The sequence below is a fragment of the Salinispora cortesiana genome (genome assembly GCF_000484695.1).
Classification (GTDB): Bacteria; Actinomycetota; Actinomycetes; order Mycobacteriales; family Micromonosporaceae; genus Micromonospora; species Micromonospora cortesiana.
The window spans coordinates 1-25,700 of sequence record NZ_AXVR01000030.1 but is presented as its reverse complement, the minus strand read 5'-3'; the positions used below and the strand labels follow the sequence as shown (position 1 = coordinate 25,700).

Below are 25,700 nucleotides of genomic sequence, written 5' to 3'. Positions count from 1 at the left end.
CCGCCGCGGCCGGGACGGTCCAGACCCGTCCCCGTTACTGACACCGTCGTCGCAGAACAGAACCAAGGAAGAGATGACTACCCAGGCTTCCGCGCCGCCCAGCACCAAGTCGCAGGCGCTGCGCTCATACGATGTCACCGACTTCTCGGCCCTCACCGGCCTGGAGGAGGAGTGGCGCTTCACCCCACTCAACCGACTGCGGGGCCTGACCGGCGGGGTGCCGGCCAGCGCGGGCGCGGTCCGGCACGAGCACGGCGACCTGCCCGCGGGCGTCACCGTCGAGTCGGTCGCGAAGGACGATCCGCGGATCGGCAGCGTACTCGTGCCGGTGGACCGGATCAGCGCGCTCGCGTACCGCGGTGCGGCGCAGGCGCAGCTGGTGCGGGTTGCCGATGAGGCCGTGCTGGCCGAGCCGGTGACCCTGCGGGTGGTCGGCGAGGGCGCCGACGAGCCCGCCTTCGGGCACACCTTCGTCGAGGTGGGTCGGTTCGCCGAGGCGACGCTGGTGCTCGAGCACGTCGGCTCGGCGACGCTCGCCGACAACGTCGAGGTCGCGGTCGCCGACGGCGCGAAGCTGATCCTGGTCACCGTCGCCGACTGGGCCGACGACGCGGTACAGGCGCAGCACCTGAAGGTGCGGCTGGGACGTGCCGCCCGGGTCGTGCACGTCCAGGTCAGCCTCGGCGGCGACCTGGTCCGGCAGTACACCACCGTGGAGTACACCGAGCGGGGCGGCGAGGCCGAGCTGTACGGTGTCTACTTCGCCGACGAGGGGCAGCACCTGGAGCATCGGCAGCTGGTGGACCACTCGGTCCCGGACTGCCGCAGCTACGTGGGCTACCGGGGTGCCCTGCAGGGCGAGAGCGCCCGTACCGTCTGGGTCGGCGACGTGCTGATCCGGGCCGAGGCGACCGGCACCGACACCTACGAGATCAACCGGAACCTGCTGCTCACCGAGGGTGCGCGGGCGGACTCCGTACCCAATCTGGAGATTGAGACCGGGGAGATCGCCGGCGCCGGTCACGCGAGCGCGACCGGCCGCTTCGACGATGAGCAGCTCTTCTACCTGATGGCCCGGGGCATCCCGGAGGCCGAGGCGCGGCGCCTCGTGGTCCGCGGCTTCTTCGCCGAGCTGCTCAACAAGATCCCAGTCGAGTCCCTGCGGGAGCGCCTCGGCGCGGCGATCGAGGCCCGGCTGGCCAGCGGGGGGAGCGAGTTCGCCGACCCCACGCACGCGGGCGGGGACACCGCCGCGAAGGCCGGTGCGTGATGATCCGCATCTGCTCCGCCGAGGACGTGCCGAAGGGCAGCGTGGTCAGTGCGGACGTTGACGGTGTGAAGATCGCGATCGTGCACGGCGAGGACGGCGCCTTCTACGCCGTCTACGACGAGTGCTCGCACGCCGCGGTGGCCCTCTCCGAGGGGGAGGTCGAGGGCTGCACCCTGGAGTGCTGGCTGCACGGTTCGCGGTTCGACCTGCGCACCGGCGAGCCGACCGGGCTACCCGCCACCGAACCCGTCCCCGTCTATCCCGTCGAGATCCGCGACGGCGACATCTACATCCCAGTGGGCGCCGACGGCCGCCCGATGCCGAGCAATGGAGTGACCCGATAATGAGCACCCTTGAGATCCGTGACCTGCAGGTGTCGGTCAAGCTGCCCGAGGGTGAGCTCAAGCCGATCCTGCACGGTGTCGACCTGACCGTCCGGTCGGGGGAGACGCACGCCATCATGGGCCCGAACGGCTCCGGCAAGTCCACCCTGGCCTATTCGGTCGCCGGGCATCCGAAGTACGAGATCACCGGTGGTTCGGTGACCCTGGACGGCGCGGACGTCCTGGAGATGTCCGTGGACGAGCGGGCCCGCGCCGGCCTCTTCCTGGCCATGCAGTACCCGGTCGAGGTTCCCGGGGTGTCGGTGGCGAACTTCCTGCGCACCGCGAAGACCGCGATCGACGGTACGGCGCCGAAGCTGCGCACCTGGGCGGGTGAGCTGCGGGGCTCCATGGAGCGCCTGCAGATGGACCCGGCGTTCGCCCAGCGCAACGTCAACGAGGGCTTCTCCGGCGGCGAGAAGAAGCGGCACGAGATCGTGCAGCTGGAGCTGCTCAAGCCGAAGGTGGCGATCCTCGACGAGACCGACTCCGGCCTCGACGTGGACGCACTCCGGGTGGTCAGCCAGGGTGTCAACCGGGTCCGCGAGACCGGCGACACCGGCCTGCTGCTGATCACCCACTACACCCGGATCCTGCGGTACATCAAGCCGGACCACGTGCACGTCTTCGTCGCCGGCCGGATCGTCGAGGAGGGCGGCCCGGAGCTGGCCGACAAGCTCGAGGACGAGGGTTACGAGCGGTACGTCGCCGGGGCTGGCTCGGCACGGGCCTGACGACCTCAAAGGAAAGGCCGGTCACGATGACCACCATCGCGATTCCACCGGGTATGCCGCAGTACGGCGACGTGCCAAGCTACGACGTGGCGGCGGTGCGCGCTGACTTCCCGATCCTGGACCGGACGGTCAACGGGCACCCGCTGGTCTACCTGGACAGCGCGAACACGTCACACAAGCCACGGCAGGTGCTCGACGTGCTGCGGGAGCACTACGAGTGGCGCAACGCGAACGTGTCGCGCTCGGTGCACACGCTGGGCACCGAGGCGACCGAGGCGTACGAGGGCGCGCGGGCCAAGGTCGCCGCCTTCATCAACGCCCCGAGCCCGGACGAGGTGGTGTTCACCAAGAACTCCACCGAGGCGATCAACATCGTGGCGTACGCCTTCTCGAACGCGTCGCTGCGTCCGGACGCCGACCCGCGGTTCCGGCTGGGCCCGGGAGACGAGGTGGTGATCTCCGAGATGGAGCACCACTCGAACATCGTCCCCTGGCAGTTGCTCTGCGAGCGCACCGGCGCCACCCTGCGCTGGTTCCCGGTCACCGACCACGGTCGGCTGGACGAGTCGGGCTTGACGGACCTGGTAAACGAGCGGACGAAGATCGTCTCGCTGGTGCACATGTCCAACATTCTCGGCACCGTCAACGCGACGTCCCGGATCACTCAGCGGGTCCGGGAGGTCGGGGCGCTACTGCTGCTCGACTGCTCGCAGTCGGTGCCGCACATGCCGATGGACGTGGTCGACTACGACGCGGACTTCATCGTCTTCACCGGGCACAAGATGTGTGCCCCGAGCGGCATCGGAGTGCTCTGGGGTCGCACCGAGCTGCTCGCGGCGATGCCGCCGGTGCTCGGCGGTGGGTCGATGATTGAAACGGTGGCGATGTCGGGGTCGACCTTCGCCCCGCCGCCGACCCGGTTCGAGGCGGGAACCCCGCCGATCGCCGAGGCGGTCGCGCTGGGCGCGGCGGTGGACTACCTTTCCGGTGTCGGCATGCGGGCCATCCAGTGGCACGAGAAGCAACTCACCGCGTATGCCCTGGATGCCCTGGCGACGGTGCCCGAGCTGCGGATCTTCGGGCCGAACGTTCCGGTTGGCCGGGGTGGAACGATCTCGTTCGCGCTGGGTGACATCCATCCGCACGACGTCGGGCAGGTGCTCGACTCGCTGGGCGTGCAGGTGCGAGTCGGTCACCACTGCGCCCGCCCGGTCTGTACCCGGTTCGGGGTGCCGGCCACGACCCGGGCCTCGTTCTACCTCTACACCACCACGGAGGAGATCGACGCTCTGGTGGCGGGGTTGGAGCAGGTGCGGAAGGTGTTCGCCTGATGCAGGTTGACCAGCTCTACCAGGAGATCATCCTGGACCACTACAAGCACCCGCACGGCCGGGGGCTGCGCGACGCGGACGACCCGGCGGCATCCGTCGCCGAGGCGCACCACGTTAACCCGACCTGCGGGGACGAGGTCACCGTCCGGGTCGCCACCGACGGTGTGGTGCTGCACGATGTCTCGTACGACGGGTACGGCTGCTCTATCAGCCAGGCCTCGGCGAGTGTGCTGCACGAGCTGCTCGCCGGCCGTCCGGCCGCCGAGGCGTTCGCGGTGCACGCGGCGTTCGTGGAGTTGATGTCCGGCCGGGGCGAGGTCACGCCGGACGAGGAGGTACTCGGGGACGGGGTGGCGTTCGCGGGCGTCGCCCGCTACCCCGCCCGGGTTAAGTGCGCGCTGTTGCCGTGGATGGCGTTCAAGGACGCTGCGGCACGCGCCGGTGTGGACACGAGCCCGACGGAGGTTCAGGGATGAGCGAGGACACTGCCACCGAGGCCACGCCGGCCCCTGGCGATGGCGCGACCGGTGCGGCGGCTCCGGAGGGCGTGCCGGCCGCGAAGGCCGGCAAGGCCGCCGTCGCCGACGTCGAGGAGGCGATGAAGGATGTCGTCGACCCCGAGTTGGGCATCAACGTTGTCGACCTTGGCCTGCTCTACGGCGTCCACGTTGACGACGACAACGTCGCCACGCTGGACATGACGCTCACCTCGGCGGCCTGCCCGCTGACCGACGTCATCGAGGACCAGGCGCGGTCGGCCCTGACCACCGGTCCGGGGGGCGGCCTGGTCAACGAGATGCGGATCAACTGGGTGTGGCTTCCGCCGTGGGGCCCAGACAAGATCACCGACGAGGGGCGCGAGCAGCTTCGGGCGCTGGGCTTCAACGTCTGACCAGGGTGCCCGTCGGGAAGAACCGGTAGCCGCGCCCGTCGGGGAAAACCGGTAGCCGCGGGCGTCGGGGCGGCGCAGGATGACGGAATGACCGAGGTGTACCTGTTGCCGCTTCCAGTCCGCGTAGCCGGGGCCGGGCGCCGACAGCGAACCCGGCTGGCCGGGGCGGGCTTGGCCCATTGCCCACAACCATGACCGGGGTGTTCCTGGCTGGGCTGGCCGCCGGATTCGGGGTGGCCATCCCAGTCGGCGCCATCGCGGTACTCGTCATGGGGCTGGCCGCGCGGACCTCGTTCCGGGTGGGGGCCGCCGCGGCCCTCGGCGTCGCCACGGCCGATGGCCTGTACGCGGCCGTCGCTGCCCTCGGCGGCGCGGCGTTGGTCACGGTGCTTACCCCGGTCGCAGGTCCGCTCCGGATGGTCGCCGCGGCGATACTGCTCGCCTTGGCGACCCACACCGCGGTGCGGGCCCTGCGCTCTGCCCGGCCGGGTGCGGTTGCCGGCACCGACCCCACCTCCACCTCCGGCGGTCCGGGCTTCGGCAGCCGACCATTCGCGGGCCGCCGGGGCCTGGAGACGCCGCCCCGGGCGTTCGCCGGGGTACTGGCGTTGACCCTGTTGAACCCCGCCACCGTCGTCTACTTCGCGGCGCTCGTGCTCGGCCGTCAGGACTCCGCAGCCCCGGCTCTACCGGCCGTCGGGGCGTTCGTGCTCGGGGCTTTCCTCGCCTCGGCGAGCTGGCAACTGATGGTCGCGGGGGGTGGCACGATGGTCGGTCGGATCCTTGCCGGTCCCCGTGGCCGGCTCGGCACGGCCCTGGTGTCCAGCGCCATCATCGCTGCCCTCGCCGTCGTCATGCTTGTGGCGGCCTGACCCGACGAAGGCCGCCGGACGACAGGGTAGGTTCGGAGTGTGCGTAGTAGGCCCGCAGCGGGAGGCGGCCGGTGGGTCGACGTGGACCCGGGCCGGGTCGCTCGCTGGGTTGCCGGCTTCACCGGCCGGCACGGTCCGTCGACCTCCACCCCGCAGGAGTACGGGCTGTTGTTGACCGCTGCGGACGGTACGACCGCCGAGTTGCATACCCCGCCCGGCGCGTCGGGCGCGGCTGACCTGGACGGGTTCCTGGCGGCCGTGTCCCAGGCCCGGCGGATCGGCCTGCTACTCGCCCGCAAGGGCGCGGTGGCCCTCGGTGTCGCCGAGGGAGCGGAGCTGGTCGTGTCGAAGGTCGATACGCACTACGTGCAGGGCCGGACGGCTGCCGGCGGCTGGTCGCAGCAGCGGTTCGCCCGGCGGCGGGAGAATCAGGCGAAGGCGGCGGTGGCGGACGCCGTCGAGTTGGCCGTGCGCCGGCTGCTGCCGGCGGCTCCGACGCTCGCTGCCCTGGTCTGTGGTGGGGACCGCCGGACGGTCGACGCGGTGCTCGCGGATCGTCGGCTGGCTCCGCTGGTCGGGTTGCGTGCCGAGCGCCTCCTGACCGTGCCGGAGCCCCGGCGCGCCGTGCTGCTCGACGCCATTCCCGCCGCCCGAGCCGTCCACATCCTCGTCCGTGATCCCGCGGTGGGGGCTTCGCGTAACGCCGGGTCCGCCACCTGATCGATGGTCGGCGCCGGCCTACGGCGGGCGGCCCGCGGACGGTGAGTGATCTTGTCGGGAGAATCCGCAGGACCGGGTGGGGGATGCCCCGGTACACTTGCCGCGTGCTGCTCTGCGAAGGCTGAACCGCCCCGCACCGACGGTCCTCCGGCCCGTCGGTGCTTTCGCGTGCCCTGAGTCAGCCCTCCACCCCGAGAGCGAGTCTTCCGACATGATCACTGCCACCGGCCTGGAACTCCGCGCCGGCTCCCGAATCCTGCTCTCCGACACCACGCTGCGGGTGCAGTCGGGGGACCGGATCGGCCTGGTCGGCCGCAACGGCGCCGGCAAGACCACGACGCTGAAGGTGCTGGCCGGAGAGGGGCAGCCGTACGCCGGTCAGCTCGACCGCCGCAGCAACATCGGCTACCTGCCGCAGGACCCACGCACCGGCGACCTCGACGTGACCGGCCGCGACCGGGTCCTCTCCGCCCGCGGCCTCGACCAGCTGATGGCCCGGATGGCCGAGTTGGAGGCGAAGCTCGCCGAGACCCCCGACGACAGGTTGGTCCGCCGCTACGGCACGTTGGAGGACCAGTTCGCCTCGCTGGGCGGGTACGCGGCCGAGGCGGAGGCGGCCCGCATCTGCGCCAACCTCGGGCTCCCCGACCGGGCGCTGGCCCAGACCATCGGCACCCTCTCCGGTGGCCAGCGCCGCCGGATCGAACTGGCGCGGATCCTGTTCCGCGACGCGGGGGAGAACGGCGGCGGCATTCTGCTGCTCGACGAGCCGACCAACCACCTGGACGCCGACTCGATCACCTGGCTGCGCGGGTTCCTTGCAAACCACAAGGGCGGCCTGATCGTGATCTCCCACGACGCCGCTCTGCTGGAGGCGGTGGTCAACAAGGTCTGGTTCCTCGATGCCACCCGTTCGGTGGTTGACGTCTACAACCTGGGGTGGAAGGCATACCTGGAGGCACGGGAGACCGACGAGCGGCGTCGTCGCCGGGAGCGGGCCAACGCGGAGAAGAAGGCCGGCGCGCTGATGGCGCAGGCGGACAAGATGCGGGCCAAGGCCACCAAGACCGTCGCCGCCCAGAACATGGCCCGTCGGGCCCAGCGGTTGCTCTCCGGCCTGGAGGAGGTGCGGGTCGCCGACAAGGTGGCGAAGGTGCGCTTCCCCACCCCCGCGGCGTGCGGTCGCACCCCGCTGACCGCGAGTGGACTGTCGAAGTCGTACGGGTCGTTGGAGATCTTCACCGATGTGGATGTCGCGGTCGACCGCGGATCCCGGGTGGCGATCCTCGGCCTCAACGGCGCCGGTAAGACCACCCTGCTGCGGATCCTTGGTGGCTTGCTGGAATCGGACACCGGTGAGGTACGGCCCGGACACGGGCTCCGGCTGGGCTACTACGCCCAGGAACACGAGACCCTGGATGTCCAGCGGACGATTCTGGAACACATGCGCAGCGCCGCGCCGGAGCAGAGTGACACCGATCTGCGCCGGATCCTCGGTGCGTTCCTCTTCTCCCGGGAGGATGTGGACAAGCCCGCCGGTGTGCTCTCCGGTGGGGAGAAGACCCGGCTGGCCCTGGCCACTCTGGTCTGCTCCGGTGCGAACGTGCTGCTGCTGGACGAGCCGACGAACAACCTCGACCCGGTCAGTCGGGAGCAGGTGCTGGACGCTATCGCCCGCTATCCCGGGGCGATCGTGCTGGTCACGCACGATCCGGGCGCGGTGACCGCGCTCAAGCCGGATCGGGCCATCCTGTTGCCCGACGGGGACGAGGACGCCTGGAGCGACGACCTCCTGGAGTTGGTCGAGCTGGCCTGACCGATCGTGGGCTCCGGGTTTTGCCCTATCGGGAAGCCGACATTACATAGCGTGTCGGTTGGCGAATAGTTGATATCTGGCGCATGATCGTTCGAGGCGGTCTAATAGGTGGGACCGTATCCGAACCGCACAGTCTGGGACGTGAGGACACAGCATGGCAGCCACTGGCACAGCCACCAGCACTGAGAAGGGTCGCCGGATCGTCGGGGCCGAGCGTCAGACGCTCGCCAAGGACCTGGTCAAGCGGTACACCTCGGGGGAGAGCATCCGTGCGCTCGCGGCCTCGACGGGCCGCTCCTACGGATTCATCCACCGGGTGCTCACCGAGTCCGGGGTGCAGCTGCGGCAGCGCGGCGGCGCCCGGCGTCGCAAGAAGGCGTGAGCCGCCGAGCGGCGCCACCCATCAGCACCGTTCCCCGGGCCGTCCGGTGACTGCCGAGGCGACCGGGGTCCGGCTGGAGTGCGACGGGGCGGTGGCCACGGTCACGCTGGCTCGGCCCGACGTGCTCAACGCGCAGACGCCGGCGATGTGGCAGGCGATGCGCGACTTCTCCCGGAAGCTCCCCGGCGACGTGCGCGTCGTGGTCGTCCGCGGTGAAGGCCGGGCCTTCTCCGCCGGCCTTGACCTGTCGGTGGCGGGTGCCTCCGGGCCGGGCTCTTTCGCCGAGCTGTCCACCCTGCCCGAGCAGGAGTGCGCGGACCGGATCGCCGAGCTTCAGGACGCCTTCACCTGGCTGCACCGCCCCGACCTGGTGTCGATCGCGGCCGTGCAGGGGCACGCGATCGGCGCCGGGTTTCAGCTGGCACTCGCCTGTGACCTACGGGTTCTCGCCGAGGATGTCCGGTTCTCCATGGCCGAGGTGACACTTGGCCTGGTCCCCGACCTGGCCGGCACCAAGCGCCTGGTCGAGCTTGTGGGCTACTCGCGCGCCCTGGAAATCTGCGCCACCGGGCGGCGGTTGGATGCTGCCGAGGCGGACCGGATCGGGTTGGCGACCCTGGTCGTGCCGGCCGGGGAGCTGACCGGCGCGGTCAGCGACCTGACGGCGGGGCTGCTCGCCAATGACCGGGACGCGGTCGTGGAGATCAAGGCGTTGCTCGCGGGCGCGTCCGGCCGCACCCCGGCCGAGCAGGAACGAGCCGAGCGGGAGGCGCAGACCCGGCGGCTGCGGGAACTCGCCGGCAGGGGAGAGTAGTAAGGGCCGTACGGGAAGATTCGGGTTACTTACCGGGTTGTCACAGGCGTCGGGAGAATCGACCCGGAGGTTGTGGTCGGCCCGATGACCCGGAGGTGACCGTGTCCAATCCGATGTCCGGTGGCGGCATGGGTGGCTGGAGCATGCTCCGGTCAATGCGTAGCCACGACGAGATCTCGGCGCACCGGCTCCACCGCGGGGTGGCGCGTCGGATCGTCGGCTTCGCCCAGCCGTACCGGCGGGACATCGTCGTCTTCCTGGTTACCGTCGTGCTGGCCGCCATGATCGGGGTCGCCACCCCGGTGCTCGCCGGCAAGGTGATCGACGCCATCACGCGGGGCGGCACCGAAGCGTCCTCCCTGGTGGTCCGGCTGGCGTTGGTGATCGCCGCGCTCGCGGTGGCCGATGCGCTGCTCTCGCTCGCCCAGCGGTGGTATTCGGCCCGCATCGGAGAGGGCATCATCCTCGATCTGCGGACCCGGGTCTACGACCACGTCCAGCGGATGCCGTTGCAGTTCTTCACCCGGACGCAGACCGGCGCGCTGGTCAGCCGACTCAACAACGACGTGCTCGGCGCGCAGCGGGCGTTCACCTCGACCCTGTCCGGGGTGGTCAGCAACGTCATCCAGCTGGTGCTCACCGCAGCGGTGATGTTCACCTTGTCGTGGCAGATCACCGCCCTGTCGCTGGTGCTGCTACCGGTGTTCATCATCCCGGCCCGCCGGGTCGGGCGGCGCCTCGCCGAGATCACCCGCGAGTCCTACAACCTCGACGCGAAGATGAACGCGACGATGACCGAGCGCTTCGGCGTCTCCGGGGCCCTGCTGGTCAAGCTCTTCGGCCAGCCCGACAACGAGGCACGCCGGTTCGCCGCGCGGGCCGAGCGGGTCCGGGACATCGGCATCCAGTCCGCGATGTACTCGCGGACCTTCTTCGTGGCGATGCTGCTGGTCGCCTCGCTCGCGCAGGCGCTCACCTACGGGCTGGGCGGCTGGCTGGCGGTCACCGGCAGCGTCAGTGCCGGCACCGTCGTAACGCTCGCGTTGCTACTCACCCGGCTGTACGGCCCACTCACCGCGCTGTCCAACGTGCGGGTTGACGTGATGAGCGCGCTGGTCTCGTTCGACCGGGTCTACGAGGTGCTCGACCTGGAACCCGCCATCACCGAGCAGGCCGCTGCCGTCACCGTGCCACGAGGCGACGGTCGGGTCGAGTTCCGGTCGGTGCGGTTCCGCTATCCGAGCGCCGCCGAGATCTCGCTGGCCTCCCTGGAGGAGGTCGCCGCCCTCGATCGGACGGCCACCGAGCCGGTGCTTCGGGGCGTGTCGTTCACCGTCGAGCCGGGGCAGATGGTCGCCCTGGTCGGGCCCTCCGGCGCCGGCAAGTCCACCCTGTCCATGCTGATCTCTCGGCTCTACGACGTTACCGACGGTCAGGTGCTCGTCGGCGGGGTTGATGTCCGGGACGCCAGCCTGGACTCCCTGCGCGACGAGATCGGTGTCGTCACCCAGGACTCGCACCTGTTCCACGAGACCATCGCCGAGAACCTGCGGTACGCCAAGCCGGCGGCCACCGACGACGAACTCTGGGCTGCCCTCGCCGGTGCTCAGGTGGCGGACCTCGTGCGGGCTTTGCCCGACGGCCTGGACACGGTGGTGGGCGAGCGCGGCTATCGCTTCTCCGGCGGGGAGAAGCAGCGCATCGCGATCGCCCGGGTTCTGCTCAAGGCACCCTCGATCGTGATCCTCGACGAGGCCACCGCGCATCTGGACTCGGAGAGTGAGGCGGCGGTGCAGCAGGCGCTCTCGGTGGCCTTGACGGGGCGGACCGCGCTGGTCATCGCGCACCGGCTCTCCACGGTGCGGGAGGCCGACCAGATTCTCGTACTCGATCAGGGGCGGATCGTCGAGCGGGGGCGACATGAGGAGCTGGTCGTCCTGGGCGGGCTCTACGCCGAGCTGTACCGGACGCAGTTTGCGGTCGCCGACTCGCCCACGCCATACCAGGACGCGACCGGGCCGGAACCGGTGACGCTGCCGATGCGCTCCTACGTCGCCGAGGAGGCGCTGCCGCCGGCCGCCGCCAACTAGCAGCGCCGGGTGTCCCCGCCCGGCCTCCGCGGTGAGGGCTGGGTGACTACAGCCCGCGCAGCGCGCCGCCGTCCACCGGCAGCGTGATTCCGGTCAGGTAGCTGGCAGCGGGGGAGAGCACAAACGCCGCCACCCGGCCGAACTCCGCCGGCTCACCCAGCCGGCGGAGCGGGATCTCCGCCTCCGCCGTGGCGCGGGCCTGTTCGGGGTCCCCGGCGGCGGCGAAGAGCTGGGCGTTCCGGTCGGTGAGGATCCGCCCTGGCAGCAGCCCCACCACCCGGACGCCCTGGCGGCCGTACTCGTCGGCCATGTCCTTGGCGACACCGGCCAGGCCGGGCCGGAGGCCGTTGGAGATGCCCAGGCCGGCCAGCGGTGCCCGGGCCGAGGTGGACAGCACCAGCCCGATCGCCCCGCCGTCGGGCAGGGCGGCGGCGACGGTCCGGGCCATTCGGACGGTGCCGAGGAAGACTGTTTCGAAGGAGTTGCGCCACTGCTCGTCGGTCACCGTGGCCGCGCTACCCGGCGGTGGGCCGCCGACCGACACCAGCGCGCCGTCCAGCCGCCCGAACGCCTCCCGGGCGGTCGCCGTCAGCCGTTCGGGCAGCTCCGGGTCGGCGAGGTCGGCGGCGGCCACGCCGACGGCGTGCGCGGGGCCACCGAGGCGGTGGGTGGCGGCGGTCACCGCCGCGGCGTCCCGGGCGGCGAGGACGACGCGAGCCCCGTCGGCGACGAGCGCCTCGGCGGTCGCGTAGCCGAGGCCCCGAGACGCGCCGGTGAGTACGTACACGCGGTCAGTCAGGCCGAGATCCATGCCCTGATCCTGCCGTATCCGGCGTCGTCGGGCGGGGCTGGCTAGGGCTGGCGGCGGGCGGGACGTAGGAGGCGCACCCGCCCGGCGAACTGAATCGCGACGGCGCCGCCGACTCGCCCCCAGGACGGCAGCCGGCGTGGCCGGGGCGGATGCCCCGGCTCCGGGTAGTGGTATCCGGCCTGCCAGCAGGCCAACTCGTCCGCGCCCAACGGCGACAGTTCGTCGGCGCCGTGTAGGTAGCGGGCCAGCTCCCAACCTTCGCGAAGGGCACCGGCGGGCGGTCGCCCGGCAGCCCAGTGCTGGAACACCTCCAGCCACCATGGGCCCAGGCTGGTGGCGAGCAGCGGCCAGTACCGGGCCACCTCGCCGGCCCGTTTGCGCAGCAGGGCGGCCCGGGTAGCGGCCAGCGGTTCCGGAGCGAAACCTGGTGGCGGCGGGGCGTCGGCCACCAGAGCGGCGACGAGGGCGGCCTGCCGGGCGGCCAGCGTGCTCACCGTCGGGTCGGTGGACCGCGTCGTCGGTACGTTCGTCGGGCTAGTGGGGTTCACGTGACCACCGGGAGGCCGCCGACGGCAGCGAGCGCGTCCAACTCGGCGCGGAGGGCAGCGGCCGGGGGGTAGTTTCCGTCCCGCTCCAGCAGCAGGGCCGGCGGTCTGTGGCGAGCGCACAGCTCGCCCACCAGGTCGAGGACCGGCCGGGATATCGGGCTGGTGTGTGTGTCGTGGTAGAAGCCGTCCCGCTCGGCCCCGCCGGCCACGTGCGCGTACGCGACCCGTTCCAGCGGCAGCCGGTCCAGCAGGCCGAGCGGGTCGGTGCCGCGGTTGCGGGCGTTGGCGTAGACGTTGGCGATGTCGAGCAGCAGGTGGGCGTCGGTGCGGTCCAGGATCTCGGTGAGGAATGCCGCCTCGTCCAGCTCGTCGTCGGGCCAGTCGAAGAGCGCGGCGATCGGCTCCAGCGCGATCGGCACCGGCAGCTCGGCCTGGGCGCGGGTGACGTTGGCGCAGACCGCCGCTACCGCCTCTCTGCTGCGCGGCAGGGGTAGCAGGTGACCAGCCTCCAGCCCGCCGGCCCGGACGAAGGCGATGTGCTCGCTCACCAGCGCTGCGTTGGTCAGCTCAGCCACCGCGGCCAGGTGCGCTACCCGGGCAGGGGCGACCGGTTCGGCGCCGCCGAGGGAGAGCCGCACCCCGTGTGGTACGACGGCCACGCCGCGTTCCCGCAGCGCGGTGAGCCCAGCCGGCAGCGGGCCGGCGGTCGGCACCGACTCGGCGATCACCTCGACGAACCGTAGCCCGGGGAGTCCCGCGACGAAGCCAGCGATCTCGGGCCGCCAGCCGATGCCCACCCCGACCGGACCGGTCATCCTCCGCACCCACCGCCACCGCCACCGCCACAGCCACCATCACCACCGCCACAGCCACCATCACCACCGCCACCACCGCTATCTGCTCCGGCGGCCCCGCCCCCGCCGGCTGTCGACCCACCGGCTAGGAACTGCTGCTGGATCTGTGCCTGCTCGGCGAAGCTGGGATCCATGGCCCACAGGGCGGCCGTGCCGAAGAGGGCGACTCCCATCGCGGCCCCGGCGGCGCCATAGGTGGCATAGGCCGGATTGTGGCGGGGTGCCAGGTGCGTGTGCCGGTGGCGTAGCCGGCGTAGGACCTGGTCGGCGGTGCGGGTTCGCCATGGACGCCGGAAGAGCAGGATTGTCACGACCAGCAGCGCGATCTGGGTCAGGAAGAGCCAGCCGACGGGACGGTCGTTCGCCAAACCCGCCCCGAGCCGCAGCATGCCGACGGCGAGCAGGATGGTGAGTGGTAGTACCGCGTTGCGTAGGGCTGCCCGCTGCTCGGCGGAGAGCGCCAGGCCGTGTTGCTCCAGGTCAACGCGGAGCTGGTGGACGGCCTGCCGCACTCCTTGGTCGCTGCTGAGTTCCTGGGCGCGAAGGCCCCGGCTGGCGGCGAGGTGGATGGCCTGGTCCAACGGGGCGCTGCCGGTGGGCAGCGAGCCGCTGGCGGTCAACCGCCGATCCGAGTCCACGTTGACCGCACCATCGCTGCGGAGCCCCGCGAGAGATGTCCAGACCGCCAGCGGTGTACCACCGCTGAGGTAGGCGGCCTGCTGGGGGCTGAGCAGGCTCGCGTTGTACCTCGATCCGCTTAGTACCTCGTTTCGACGTCGGAGTGCGATGGCGACGAGAACGGCGGCGGTCACCAGGTATAGCCCGAGGAAGATCGAGCCGGGAATGCCCCAGGTGTTGCTGGGTGCGGCGAGGAGGATCATCGGACACTCCTGTCGTGGGGTGGAACCCATTGTGGGTCACCTGTGCCAACTGAAAGGAGGGCCGTCAGGGCAGGTATGGGCAAGGATGATCAACGCCGCCGGACGGCCTCCTCGACCAGGTTGAGTACCGGTCCGAGGTCGTCGGCGGGTCGGCCCATCGCCAGATGCAGGACCAGACCGTCATACGCCAGCTTCAGGAACTGGGCGAGCACATCGACGGGCACGTCGTCGCGCAGGACGCCCGCCTCGCGCTGGCGGAGTAGGCGGTCGCGGGTGGCTTCGGCGATCGCCGCGGATCGTTCGGTCCACCGCTGGGCGAACGCGGGATCGGTGCGGAGCCGGCGTGAGACCTCCAGCTGGCTGCCCAGCCAGCCCGTCGTGTCCGGGGAGGCAGCCCGGGCCAGCAGATCTCGCATCACCTGCACCAGGCCATTGCGGGCGACAGTCTCGACCATCGCCGCCGCATCGTCCTCGGCCACGGCGAGGAAGAGGGAGTCCTTGTCGCGGAAGTGGTGGAAGATCGCTCCACGGGACAGCCCGGTCGCCTCCTCCAGGCGGCGCACGGTGGCGCCCTCGTACCCGTGTCGGGCGAAGCAGACCCGGGCGGCGGTGAGGATCTCCTGCCGGCGCGCGTCGAGTTGGTCCTGACTTACTCTGGGCACGGGTCGATCGTGTCAAACCACCCGGCGTCCCGCAAACCGTACGTACGGCTTGCGGTCTGACCCGCCAGCTCGGCCCGCGCGGCGGAGGAGATCCGATCGGCCAGCTCGGGTGCCGGGCAGCCACGAGTCCGCCCACTTTGGCAAATTCTCCTACTGGGGCTTCATCCGTTTGTCACAAATTTCTGACCATTTGGCTGTTCGGGTCTGTCGGGCGGCTGCCTCAGTCCCGTAAGGTGCCGGAGTGCCGCTGCTCCTTCTTGACCTGGACAACACCCTGCTCGATCGAGAAAGTTTGTTCCGATCCTGGGGTGAGCGCTTCCTGGTCAAGATCGGTGCACCGCCAGGTGACCTCGACTGGCTGCTCTCCGTTGACGCGGACGGGCTTACCGATCGGTGGGATGTGGCCGATGCGATCCGCAACCGCTACTCGCTGGCGGTCCGCTCGGTCGACCTGGTGGAGGAGCTGCACGATGGCGTGCTCGCCGGCACCCGACTTGATCCACTGGTGGCGTGCGCGCTGCAGATCGTCGGTGACGCCGGGTGGATGCCGGTGGTGGTCTGCAACGGGGCGGTACGGCAGCAGGAGGAGAAGATCCGGCGGACCGGGCTGGACCGCTACCTGGCCGACTGGGTGATCTCCGAGGCAGCCGGCGTCAGCAAGCCGAATCCGCGAATCTTCGCACTGGCCGCGCAGCGGGTTCGGATGCCGCTGCGTGGGGCCTGGGTGGTCGGCGACGGCCCGGAGGCGGACATCGGCGGTGCCGCGGCCGTGGGGTTGCCCAGCGTCTGGCTACACCGGGGACGCACCTGGACCGACGGCCGGTTCGCCCCCACCTTCACGGTCGACGGTCTGATCGCCGGCCTCGCCGCGGTGCTCGCGGCGTAATACCGGTTGCCGCGCGGCGATCCGCCAGCGAGCATGGGGCCGCACGGTGCACTCCGGGCGAGGGTGGCCCGGTTGAGGAGAGGAGGTCGGTCATGGCCGTCAGCAAAGGTCACTTCCCACTGTCTCCACTGACCTCGACCGAGGGATCTCACCGCAGTGCGCGATCACGACTTTCCGGCGCCGGAGCGCCGGACCCGCGGCAGACGCCGCTTCGACGATGACGAACCACACTTCACCAAGCGCGGGTGGAGAACCGGGCCGCAGCCCGTTGACTCCGACCCGCTGCCAGACGCCCAGACCTGGTCGTCCTGGGACGACGCGGTCCACGGTCCCCAGCCGTACCCCGCCTGGCTGGTGACGGAGCTGGCCGCCAAGGACACCGAACTGGGCGTGCTCAAGACCGGCAAGGAGGCGGACGTCCATCTCGTTCGCCGGGCCGTGCCCGACACCGATCGGTCCTGCCTGCTCGCGGCCAAACGATATCGAGATGCCGACCACCGGCTCTTCCACCGGGACGCGGGATATCTGGAGGGGCGGCGCGTCCGACGCTCCCGGGAGATGCGGGCGATGACCCGGCGAACCACGTTCGGCCGGCAGATGATCGCCGGACAGTGGGCGGCGGCGGAGTTCGCCGTACTCGGCCGCCTCTGGGAGATCGGGGCCCGGTACGGCACGATCACCGTGCCCTACCCGGTTCAGCTACGCGGCACCGAGCTGATGCTGGAGTTTCTTGGGGACTGCGACGAGGGGCAGGCCGCCCCACGGCTGGCGCAGCTGCGGCCGGCGGAGGCCGACCTGCGTGACCTGTGGGGACAACTCGTCGAGGCGCTGGTGGTACTCGCTCGGGCTGGCCATGCCCACGGTGACCTGTCGCCCTACAACCTACTGGTGCACGAGGGGCGCCTGGTGCTCATCGACCTACCTCAGGTCGTGGACCTGGTCGCCAACCCGCAGGGGCCGGAGTACCTGGCCCGAGACGTTCGGGTGGTCGCCACCTGGTTCGTCGCCCGTGGCCTGCCGGCGGAGCAGGCAGACCCGCTCGCCCTCACCGAAAGCCTGCTCCGGGAGGCGGGCCTGCGTTGAGCACCGCCCCAGGCGGCGGGCCGGCGTTGAGCACCGCTCCGAGTGGCGGGCTCGCGCTCACCCGGGTGCTCCTGGGCGGTCGAGGCGGTAGCCCGGTACCGCAACGTCGGAGGGCGCAGTGCCCGCCCCTACTGGAGGTAGCGCGCCACCTCCGGTGCCGGGCGTACGCCCTGGGCATCCGGGTCGCCGTGGGTGGAGCGGGCGGCACGCCGCCGGCGGAGCAGGTCCCAACACTGGTCCAGCGACGCCGCCAGATCTCGGAGCCGGTCGCGGCTCTCGTCGTCGGTGCCCTCCTCGTTGGCCTGGGCCGCGGCGCGGAGCTGGTGTTCCTCGTCAACCAGCTCGGAGATGCGCTTCAGGATGGTCTTGTCGTCCATGACCACGAGCCTGGCACAGCATGGCGAGATCACACCCGGGATCGGGCTGCTGTCTCGCGGCCCACCTCTGGTCAGTGGCTTCGGGGTAGATAGCCCGACCCGCCGGGCGGATACACGACGGGGCCCCCACTGGTGTGGGGGCCCCGTCCGTTACCGCTTCAGCCGATCATCCGGCGCAGCACGTACTGCAGGATGCCGCCGTGCCGGAAGTAGTCCGCCTCTCCCGGAGTGTCGATGCGGACCACCGCGTCGAACTCGACCCCGGTGTCGGTGGTGACCTGCACGGTCCGCGGGGTGTTGCCCTCGTTGAGGGCGGTGACTCCGACGATGCAGAAGGACTCGGTGCCGGACAGGCCCAGCGACTCGGCGGTCTCGCCGGCCGGGAACTGCAGTGGCAGGACGCCCATACCGATCAGGTTGGAGCGGTGGATCCGCTCGTACGACTCGGCGATGACCGCCTTGACGCCCAGCAGCATCGTGCCTTTTGCTGCCCAGTCCCGGGACGAGCCCGAACCGTACTCCTTGCCGGCCAGGACGATCAGCGGGACCCCCGCCTCCTGGTAGGCCACCGCGGCGTCGTAGATGGTGCTCTGCTCGCCGGTCAGGTGGTTGACCGTGAAGCCGCCCTCCGGAAGTGCGGTCCCGGCAGCGGAGTCAGCAACGGGCACCCGAAGCTGGTTCCGCAGCCGGATGTTGGCGAAGGTGCCCCGAATCATCACCTCGTGGTTACCCCGGCGGGAGCCGTACGAGTTGAACTCGTGCCGCGGCACGCCGTGCTCGGCGAGGTACCGACCAGCAGGGGAGTCGGCCTTGATCGCACCAGCGGGCGAGATGTGGTCGGTGGTTACCGAGTCGCCGAGCTTGGCCAGGACCCGCGCCGCCCCGATGTCGCGGACCGGAACGGGCTCGCGCTGCATGCCCTCGAAGTACGGGGGCTTGCGGACGTAGGTCGACTCGCCCTCCCAGGCGAAGGTGTCGCCGGTCGGCGTCGGCAGCGACTGCCACCGCTCGTCACCGGCGAAGACATCCGCGTACGCCGCGCTGAAGCCACCGGCGCCGATCGCGGCGGAGATGACCTCCTGGATCTCGGCGCTGCTTGGCCAGATGTCGCGCAGGAACACCGGGTTCCCCTGGGTGTCCTCGCCGATCGGCTCGTTGGCCAGGTCGATGTCCATCGTGCCGGCGAGCGCGTACGCGACCACCAGCGGCGGGGACGCCAGGTAGTTCATCTTGACGTCCGGGTTGATCCGGCCCTCGAAGTTGCGGTTGCCGGAGAGCACCGAGACGACCGAGAGGTCCTTCTCGTTCACCGCCGCCGAGATCTCCTCCGGCAGCGGGCCGGAGTTGCCGATGCAGGTGGTGCAGCCGTAGCCGACCAGGTGGAAGCCGAGCTTCTCCAGGTACGGGGTGAGTCCGGCCCGCTCGTAGTAGTCCATGACGACCTTCGAGCCCGGGGCGAGGGTGGTCTTCACCCACGGCTTGCGGGCCAGGCCCCGCTCCACGGCGTTGCGGGCCAGCAGCGCGGCGCCGATCATTACCTGCGGGTTGGAGGTGTTGGTGCAGGAGGTGATGGCGGCGATCACCACCGCACCGTGGTCCAGCTCGAACTCGGTGTCGTCGGCGCCGGTGACCCGGATCGGGTTGGTGGCCCGGCCGCCGGAGCCCACCGCCGCGGTCACGAGTTCGCGCGGGGCGTCAGCGGGGTCGGTGACCTCGTTGGCGGGGGCATCGCTGGCCGGGAAGGACTCGGCGCTGGCCTCGTCGGCGGGGCCGCTGATGCCCTGCTCGTCGCCGGCCCCGTCCGCGGCGACGTAGTCGGTGAGCGCTGCCCGGAACAGGGTCTTGGCGTTGCCCAGCGGCACCCGGTCCTGGGGCCGCTTCGGGCCGGCGAGCGACGGCTCGATGCTGCCCAGGTCCAGCTCCAGCCGCTCCGAGTAGTTCGGCTCCGCGGCCGGGTCGTGCCAGAGGCCCTGTTCCTTCGCGTACGCCTCGACGAGCGCGACCTGCTGCGGGTCGCGCCCGGTCAGCTCCAGGTAGCGCACGGTTTCGGCATCGATCGGGAAGATCGCGACGGTGGAGCCGTACTCCGGGGACATGTTGCCGATGGTGGCCCGGTTGGCCAGTGGCACCGCGCTGACGCCGGGGCCGTAGAACTCGACGAACTTGCCGACCACACCGTGCTTGCGCAGCATCTCGGTGATGGTCAGGACCAGGTCGGTAGCGGTGGTGCCGGCCGGCATCTCACCGGAGAGCTTGAATCCGACGACCCGCGGGATGAGCATGCTGACCGGCTGGCCGAGCATTGCCGCCTCGGCCTCGATGCCGCCGACGCCCCAGCCGAGCACGCCGAGGCCGTTGACCATCGTGGTGTGCGAGTCGGTGCCGACCACCGTGTCCGGGTAGGCCTGGCCGTTTCGTTCCATCACCGTACGGGCGAGGTATTCGATGTTGACCTGGTGCACGATGCCGGTGCCCGGCGGGACGACCTTGAACTCGTTGAAGGCGGTCTGACCCCAGCGCAGGAACTGGTAGCGCTCCTTGTTGCGCTCGTACTCCAGCTCTACGTTGCGCTGGAAGGCGTCCTCCCGGCCGAACAGGTCGGCGATGACGGAGTGGTCGATGACCAACTCGGCTGGTGCGAGTGGGTTGACCTTGGTCGGGTCGCCGCCCAGGTCCCGCACGGCCTCACGCATGGTGGCCAGGTCAACCACGCAGGGCACGCCGGTGAAGTCCTGCATCAGCACCCGTGCCGGGGTGAACTGGATCTCCACGCTCGGGTCCGCGGTCGGCTCCCAGGCGCCGAGCTGCCGGATGTGGTCGGCGGTGATGTTCGCGCCGTCCTCGGTCCGGAGCAGGTTCTCCAGGAGGACTTTGAGGCTGTAGGGGAGCCGATCGTACCCCTCCACCTTGTTGATCTTGAAAATCTCGTAGCTCGCGTCGCCGACGCGTAGCTGGGTCTTCGCACCGAAGGTGTCGAGGCTCGCCACGTCGTACTCCTTCACACCAGTGGCCGTGAGCAGTCCTGAGCAGTCTGTCGCACCGGCGGGTGCGGTGTGGTGCTTAGGCGGCCCTTACTTGCCGTGATTGCGTGTACAAACCGTACGTCCGTCTTGCTATTCGTGCAACCTCGGCTCGTGGGCGGAGTGGGTCGGCACCGGGCGGATCATCGATGGTGAGTTTGCCATTCTGGCCAGGAATCTCTCTTTAGTAGCGGTATCGTCGGTAAATGGCGATATTGATCTTTGCGGTGCTGCTCCTCGCCGGCTGGCTCACCGTGCGGGGCAGCGGGCGCGGGGCGGTCCTCGCCGTGTGGACGGTTGCGCTCTGTGCCGTCCTGGTGGTGTTCAACCACCATGTGGCAGCGAAGCTGTCCCTGAACTTCTGATCGATTGAGGCGTCATGACCGGCCGTCTGGGCTTCTGGCTCGCGCACCTCTTCGTCCTCAGCTACTGCGGGGTGCTGCTTGCCGGGTTCGCGGTACAGTTCGGGGGCGACGAACTCCCGTGCCCGCTCTGCCTCCTGCAACGACAGGCCATGATCCTGGTGATGTGTGGGCCGCTCTACATCATCGCGCGGACCCGCCGCGGCGACGTGACGCTCGCCGACTACACCACGGGCTACGGAATGAGCATCGTCGCCGCCGTGGTCGGCGCCGCCGTGGCGGCCCGTCAGATCCTGTTGCACATCGCGCCGCCAGATCCCGGCTACGGGTCAACCGTTCTGGGGCTGCACCTCTACACCTGGTCGTTCATCACGTTCTGCGTCGTGTTGGTGTTCTGTGGAGTGAGCCTCATCTTCGGCCGTGAGCTGGTGCCGCGGGGAGTGCGGTTCGGCTGGCCGTCGAAGGTGGTCTGCGGGCTGTTCCTGGTGATTGTGGCGGCGAACCTGGTGGCGGCCTTCTTCGAACTGGGCTTCCACTGGTTCCTGCCGCCCGACCCCACTCGCTACGAGACCTTCCCTGGCCTGCCGCTGCTGGGTGCGGCGATGCCCGGCGGCGCTGCTGGGTGAGGGCGGTAGCCGGGGGTCGACCACTTGTGCAAGTTGTCTGCCTGCTTCCGACTGTTGTTGCAAGGTATTGCAGAAAATTTCAGTGGCAGCTAGCGTGCGGCTCATCAGCGACCAGAGGAAGGCCGTCGATGAAACCCTCGCCGATTCCGCGCAAGGCGCTGCTCACTCTCGCCTCGCTGGCGACCCTCACCCTCGCCGGCACCAACACCCTCGTTCACCTCGAACCGCCCGGCGATGCCGATGTGCTGGCCGTGGCCGGCGCCGAGCCGTGGGCTGCCGACCACCTCGCCACCACCACGCTGCTCGCCGCCGGTAGCCACCAGCCGGAGACCGGGACCGCCACCGGCCTCGACCTGACCACACAGAAGGCGCACTGGATCGACCGCGGCACCCTCGCCTGGCCGACCGAAATTCCGGACGGCACGACGTATGCCCTGATGACCGCTGCGGCTGGCGGGGTGACCCTGGTCGACGGCGAACTCGCCGGGACGTACCGAACGATCCCGCTGCAGGCCCGGCGGCACGGGCTGACCGCGGCGCAACGCGAGCGATTCCCGCACCTGGGGGCGTATCAGGCCCTCGCCCTCAACCGAAAGCACCTGGCCGGGGTGCCAGCGGCGCTGCGCGGACAACTCGTGGTGACCGAGCGGGACGCCGGAGGGTCCCTGCGCGCCGCCACCGGCGTCCAGATCCCGGGTGTGCTCGACGATGTCTACGCCCCGGCGACCCGGGCGCGGCTCGGCCCGACCTTCGCCGGTGCGGCGCCGACGCTCGCGGTCTGGGCCCCCACCGCCCGTACGGTGGCACTGCAGCTGTTCGACACACCGACGTCGCGACCGCGGCCAGTCCCCATGCGACGGGACGAGCGCACCGGCGTGTGGTCGGTGCGGGGAACCCCCGCCTGGACCGGGAAGTACTACCGCTACCAGGTTGAGGCGTGGCAGCCGGCCGAGCAGCAGATGGTCACCGCGGCGGTGACCGACCCGTACTCGCTGGCGCTCGCCCCCGGCTCCACCCACAGCCAGATCGTCGATCTGGCCGACCCGCGGCTCGCGCCACCGGGCTGGACGCACCTGCGTAAGCCGGCGGCGGTACCGGCGACGCAGGCACAGATCTCCGAGCTGTCGGTGCGGGACTTCTCGATCGCTGACAGCACGGTGCCGGCCGAGCGGCGCGGCACCTTCCGTGCCTTCACCGACCCGACCACGGCGGGGATGCGACACCTGCGGGCGCTCGGCGAGGCCGGGACGACCCACCTGCACCTGCTCCCGGCGTTTGACTTCGCCACGATCCCCGAACGCCGCGCCGACCAGCAGCAACCCCCCTGCGACCTGGCGGCGCTCCCGCCGGACTCGGAGGAGCAGCAGCGATGCGTCGCCGCGGTCGCCGACACCGACGGCTACAACTGGGGGTACGACCCGTTGCACTACACCGTGCCGGAGGGCGGCTACGCCGTTGACCCGGCCGGGGCGGCGCGGAGCACCGAGTTCCGACGGATGGTCGCCGGGGTGAACGGGGCTGGGCTGCGGATGGTGCTCGACGTCGTCTACAATCACACCTCGGCGACGGGCACCGACCCGAACTCGGTGCTGGACCAGGTGGTTCCCGGCTACTACCACCGGCTGCTGGCGGATGGCTCGGTCGCCACCTCAACCTGCTGTGCCAACACCGCTCCCGAGCACGCCATGATGGGCAAGCTCGTGGTCGACTCGGTGGTCACCTGGGCGAGAGAGTACAAGGTGGACGGCTTCCGGTTCGACCTGATGGGTCACCATCCGAAGGCGAACATGCTGGCCGTCCGTGCCGCACTGGACGAGCTGACCCTCGCCCGCGACGGAGTGGATGGTCGGGGCATCCTGCTGTACGGCGAGGGCTGGGACTTCGGTGAGGTGGCCGACGGCGCCCGGTTCGTTCAGGCGACCCAGACCAACCTGGCCGGCACCGGTATCGGCACCTTCAACGATCGGTTCCGGGACGCGGTGCGTGGGGGTGGCCCCTTCGACGCCAACCCACGGCGCCAGGGCTTCGCCTCTGGGCTGTACACCGACCCCAACCACGACCCGGTCAACGGTTCGCTGGCGCAGCAGCGCGCACGTCTGCTGCACCAGCATGACCTGATCAAGGTGGGGCTCGCCGGCAACCTGCGCGGCTACCGGTTCACCAACACCGCCGGGGAGCAGGTCACCGGGGCGCAGGTGGACTACAACGGATCGCCGGCCGGCTATACGGCTGCACCAGGTGAGTCGGTCACCTACGTGGACGCGCACGACAACGAGATCCTGTACGACGCGCTGGCGTACAAGCTGCCAGCGGAGACCGCGGCGATGGACCGAGCCCGGATGCAGGTGCTTGCGCTCGGCACCACCGTGCTGGGGCAGGGCGCCGGCTTCGTCACCGCTGGCAGCGAGCGGCTGCGGTCGAAGTCGCTGGACCGCAACTCGTACAACTCGGGTGACTGGTTCAACCAGATCCGGTGGGACTGCGCCCAGGGCAACGGGTTCGGCGTCGGGCTCCCGGCCGAGTCCGACAACCAGGACAAGTGGCCGTACGCCCGGCCCCTGCTGGCCGACCCGGGGCTGGTGCCCGATTGCGCGACGGTGGACCTGGCCGAAGCGCGCTACGCCGAGTTGCTCCAGATTCGCTCCTCGTCGCCGGTGTTCGGGCTGCGGACGGCGGAGCAGGTGCAGCAGCGGGTGGCGTTCCCGCTGTCGGGCCGCGCGGAGCAGCCCGGCGTACTGACGATGACGCTGGACAGCCGGGGTTTGGGTGGTCCGTGGCGGTCGGTAACGGTGGTCTTCAACGCCACGCCGGAGTCGGCTACCCAACAACTCACCGACCTGCGCGGGGCGGACGTTGCGCTACACCCGGTGCTGCGCAGCTCCGCCGATCAGATGCTGCGGACCTCCTCGTTCGCGGCCGACAGCGGCACGTTCACGGTTCCGGCCCGCAGCGTGGCGGTCTTCGTGCAGCGGTGACCCCCGCACAATGGGGTCCGGCCCCCTCCGCGCCAGCGGAGGGGGCCGGACTGGCTAGCTGATCGATCAGCCGAAGCAGTTCTCGATCTCGTCGGGGCTGCCCTTGCAGTTGGTCGGGGCATTGCCCTTGATCGCGGACTTGTTGTCGACCGATACTTCACCCTCGTCGCTGAACACGCCACCCGGCTCGAAGAGGGAGCGGTTCTTCAGCACCTTGCTAGCGGTCAGGTCAACGCTGCCCTCGACGTTGAAGATTCCCGCACCGTTGCTGCCGGCGGTGTTCTCGGAGACCGAGCTGTACCGGAGGGTAACCGCGCTGAGTTCGTTGAAGACACCGCCACCGGCGACACCGGCCTTGTTCTCCGTGATCTTGCTCTTGTCCACGTTGGCGATGGCGTCGTACACCAGGGCCATACCGGCGCCGACACCGACGGTGTCGTTGTCGGAGACCTCTGTCTCCTTCAGGTAGAGGTTGCTGTGCTTGACCGCCGCGATACCACCGCCGGCGGCGAGCCCCAGGTTGCTGTTGATCTTTGAGTGCTCGACCGTGGTGTCGCCACCGATGTCGAGCAGGCCCCCGCCGAAGCCGAGCGTGTTGTTCCCGCTGACATCGGCCTTCTCGAGCCGGACCGTGCCGGCCTCAATGTCGTCGCCATCGACGTACGCCGCGCCGTTGGCGATGCCGGCGCCACCCATGGCGGCACCGTTGTCCTTCACCTTCGACGAGGAGACCTTCAGGATGCCGGCGTTGAAGATTCCGCCGCCGTAGGTTAGGGCAGCAGCATCCTGCACCGTGGTGTGGTAGAGGCTGGTCTTGCCGAAGTTGGCGATTCCGCCCCCGACCCCGCCAGCGACGTTGTGCTCCAGAAGGGACTTCTTGAATTCAGCGGAACCCCCCGCCTGCACCAGGACACCGGCGCCGTCGTTGACATTCGCGTCCCCGAAGGCATTGGTGTCGGCGTCGTTGCTGTCAACGTCTGCGTTGACGTCGGCTGCGTCGTTGCCGTTGCCGTTGCCGTTGCCGTTGCCGTTGCCGTTGCCGTTGCCGTTGCCGTTGCCGTTGCCGTTGCCGTTGGTGTCGGCCGTGTCGGTGGTGTCGGCGTCGGCCGTGTCGGCGTCCGCTGTGTCGGTGGTGTCAGCGGCTGCGTCGGTGGTGTCGGCGTCGGCCGTGTCGGCGTCCGCTGTGTGGGTAGTGTCAGCGGCTGCGTCGTTGCCGTTGGCGTCGGCCGTGTCGGTGGTGTCGGCGTCGGCCACGTCATTGTTGTAGCCAGCGTCGTCTGCGTTGGCGTCGGCATCCGCCGCGTCGCTGCT

At 70.2% G+C, this 25,700-nt stretch carries 24 protein-coding genes and 1 pseudogene; 17 read left to right on the top strand and 8 right to left on the bottom strand.

The annotated features are described in order from the left end of the window. Positions 1–73 precede the first annotated feature (73 nt). From sufD to K228_RS0114535, 12 genes are all read left to right on the top strand, one after another. The gene (gene sufD, locus K228_RS0114590) at positions 74–1,270 is read left to right on the top strand and encodes a Fe-S cluster assembly protein SufD (RefSeq protein ID WP_025619101.1); all 1,197 of its coding nucleotides are present in this window, start codon (positions 74–76) and stop codon (positions 1,268–1,270) included. Beyond that, positions 1,270–1,614: a non-heme iron oxygenase ferredoxin subunit gene (locus K228_RS0114585; RefSeq protein ID WP_025619100.1), complete on the top strand. Its 345-nt coding sequence runs from the start codon at positions 1,270–1,272 to the stop codon at positions 1,612–1,614. Before sufD ends, K228_RS0114585 begins: the two co-directional genes overlap by 1 nt. After that, on the top strand, positions 1,614–2,387 hold the full coding sequence (gene sufC / locus K228_RS0114580) for a Fe-S cluster assembly ATPase SufC (RefSeq protein ID WP_018216247.1): 774 nt from the start codon (positions 1,614–1,616) through the stop codon (positions 2,385–2,387). The genes K228_RS0114585 and sufC overlap by 1 nt, the downstream gene beginning before the upstream one ends. A gap of 26 nt (positions 2,388–2,413) precedes the next feature. Beyond that, positions 2,414–3,718, top strand: coding sequence for a cysteine desulfurase (locus tag K228_RS0114575; protein ID WP_018722891.1), 1,305 nt, complete (start codon positions 2,414–2,416; stop codon positions 3,716–3,718). Next, positions 3,718–4,194 carry a Fe-S cluster assembly sulfur transfer protein SufU gene (gene sufU / locus K228_RS0114570; protein WP_025619099.1) on the top strand — a complete coding sequence of 159 codons (477 nt, stop codon included), beginning with the start codon at positions 3,718–3,720 and terminating at the stop codon, positions 4,192–4,194. The genes K228_RS0114575 and sufU overlap by 1 nt, the downstream gene beginning before the upstream one ends. Further along, positions 4,191–4,610: a metal-sulfur cluster assembly factor gene (locus K228_RS0114565; RefSeq protein ID WP_025619098.1), complete on the top strand. Its 420-nt coding sequence runs from the start codon at positions 4,191–4,193 to the stop codon at positions 4,608–4,610. The genes sufU and K228_RS0114565 overlap by 4 nt, the downstream gene beginning before the upstream one ends. Positions 4,611–4,789: 179 nt before the next feature. Further along, entirely contained in the window at positions 4,790–5,482 is a 693-nt protein-coding gene (locus K228_RS0114560) for a LysE family transporter (protein WP_025619097.1), read from the top strand. Between the two features lie 39 nt (positions 5,483–5,521). After that, positions 5,522–6,202, top strand: a complete 681-nt coding sequence (locus K228_RS0114555) for an acVLRF1 family peptidyl-tRNA hydrolase (protein WP_281171583.1) — start codon at positions 5,522–5,524, stop codon at positions 6,200–6,202. A gap of 211 nt (positions 6,203–6,413) precedes the next feature. Next, positions 6,414–8,018, top strand: a complete 1,605-nt coding sequence (locus tag K228_RS0114550) for an ABC-F family ATP-binding cassette domain-containing protein (protein WP_025619095.1) — start codon at positions 6,414–6,416, stop codon at positions 8,016–8,018. Between the two features lie 154 nt (positions 8,019–8,172). Next, positions 8,173–8,400, top strand: coding sequence for a helix-turn-helix domain-containing protein (locus K228_RS0114545; protein ID WP_007462679.1), 228 nt, complete (start codon positions 8,173–8,175; stop codon positions 8,398–8,400). A gap of 46 nt (positions 8,401–8,446) precedes the next feature. Continuing rightward, entirely contained in the window at positions 8,447–9,214 is a 768-nt protein-coding gene (locus K228_RS0114540; RefSeq protein WP_025619094.1) for an enoyl-CoA hydratase/isomerase family protein, read from the top strand. Positions 9,215–9,327: 113 nt separating this feature from the next. After that, entirely contained in the window at positions 9,328–11,304 is a 1,977-nt protein-coding gene (locus tag K228_RS0114535; protein ID WP_029723592.1) for an ABC transporter ATP-binding protein, read from the top strand. A gap of 46 nt (positions 11,305–11,350) precedes the next feature. Here the strand turns inward: K228_RS0114535 and K228_RS0114530 are convergent, their stop codons facing one another. The 5 genes from K228_RS0114530 to K228_RS0114510 all read right to left on the bottom strand — a co-directional run bounded on the left by K228_RS0114530 (position 11,351) and on the right by K228_RS0114510 (position 15,060). Beyond that, positions 11,351–12,115, bottom strand: coding sequence for an SDR family oxidoreductase (locus K228_RS0114530; protein WP_025619091.1), 765 nt, complete (start codon positions 12,113–12,115; stop codon positions 11,351–11,353). A gap of 41 nt (positions 12,116–12,156) precedes the next feature. Then, positions 12,157–12,663, bottom strand: coding sequence for an SCO6045 C-terminal-like domain-containing protein (locus K228_RS0114525; RefSeq protein ID WP_025619090.1), 507 nt, complete (start codon positions 12,661–12,663; stop codon positions 12,157–12,159). Next, positions 12,660–13,478, bottom strand: a complete 819-nt coding sequence (locus K228_RS0114520; RefSeq protein WP_025619089.1) for an MbnB/TglH/ChrH family RiPP precursor modification enzyme — start codon at positions 13,476–13,478, stop codon at positions 12,660–12,662. The genes K228_RS0114525 and K228_RS0114520 overlap by 4 nt, the downstream gene beginning before the upstream one ends. Then, positions 13,475–14,398, bottom strand: a complete 924-nt coding sequence (locus tag K228_RS0114515) for a TIGR04222 domain-containing membrane protein (protein WP_025619088.1) — start codon at positions 14,396–14,398, stop codon at positions 13,475–13,477. Before K228_RS0114515 ends, K228_RS0114520 begins: the two co-directional genes overlap by 4 nt. An 89-nt stretch (positions 14,399–14,487) precedes the next feature. Next, positions 14,488–15,060 (bottom strand): TetR/AcrR family transcriptional regulator, encoded by a 573-nt coding sequence (locus tag K228_RS0114510; protein ID WP_025619087.1) that lies wholly within the window; start codon positions 15,058–15,060, stop codon positions 14,488–14,490. Positions 15,061–15,301: 241 nt separating this feature from the next. Here K228_RS0114510 and K228_RS0114505 point away from each other — a divergent pair, with 241 nt between their 5' ends. Both K228_RS0114505 and K228_RS0114500 read left to right on the top strand, forming a co-directional pair. Then, positions 15,302–15,946 (top strand): HAD family hydrolase, encoded by a 645-nt coding sequence (locus tag K228_RS0114505; RefSeq protein WP_025619086.1) that lies wholly within the window; start codon positions 15,302–15,304, stop codon positions 15,944–15,946. Positions 15,947–16,102: 156 nt separating this feature from the next. Next, positions 16,103–17,029 (top strand): serine protein kinase RIO, encoded by a 927-nt coding sequence (locus K228_RS0114500; RefSeq protein WP_025619085.1) that lies wholly within the window; start codon positions 16,103–16,105, stop codon positions 17,027–17,029. A 128-nt stretch (positions 17,030–17,157) separates the two neighbouring features. On the opposite strand, the gene K228_RS0114495 is transcribed toward K228_RS0114500, so the two are convergent. Next, positions 17,158–17,406 (bottom strand): DUF2630 family protein, encoded by a 249-nt coding sequence (locus tag K228_RS0114495; protein WP_018251532.1) that lies wholly within the window; start codon positions 17,404–17,406, stop codon positions 17,158–17,160. 158 nt (positions 17,407–17,564) lie between these two features. Continuing rightward, the gene (locus tag K228_RS0114490; protein WP_025619083.1) at positions 17,565–20,408 is read right to left on the bottom strand and encodes an aconitate hydratase; all 2,844 of its coding nucleotides are present in this window, start codon (positions 20,406–20,408) and stop codon (positions 17,565–17,567) included. Between the two features lie 224 nt (positions 20,409–20,632). Between K228_RS0114490 and K228_RS28855 the strand changes: the two genes are divergently transcribed. The 3 genes from K228_RS28855 (at position 20,633) to pulA (ending at position 24,389) form a co-directional block, all read left to right on the top strand. Further along, on the top strand, positions 20,633–20,791 hold the full coding sequence (locus K228_RS28855; RefSeq protein WP_188116204.1) for a DUF5993 family protein: 159 nt from the start codon (positions 20,633–20,635) through the stop codon (positions 20,789–20,791). A gap of 14 nt (positions 20,792–20,805) precedes the next feature. Then, entirely contained in the window at positions 20,806–21,414 is a 609-nt protein-coding gene (locus K228_RS0114480) for a disulfide bond formation protein B (RefSeq protein WP_025619082.1), read from the top strand. A gap of 128 nt (positions 21,415–21,542) precedes the next feature. Continuing rightward, entirely contained in the window at positions 21,543–24,389 is a 2,847-nt protein-coding gene (gene pulA, locus K228_RS0114475) for a pullulanase-type alpha-1,6-glucosidase (RefSeq protein ID WP_025619081.1), read from the top strand. 66 nt (positions 24,390–24,455) lie between these two features. Here pulA and K228_RS28850 read toward each other — a convergent pair. Next, a pseudogene (locus tag K228_RS28850) lies at positions 24,456–25,700 on the bottom strand (hypothetical protein); the annotation flags it as partial.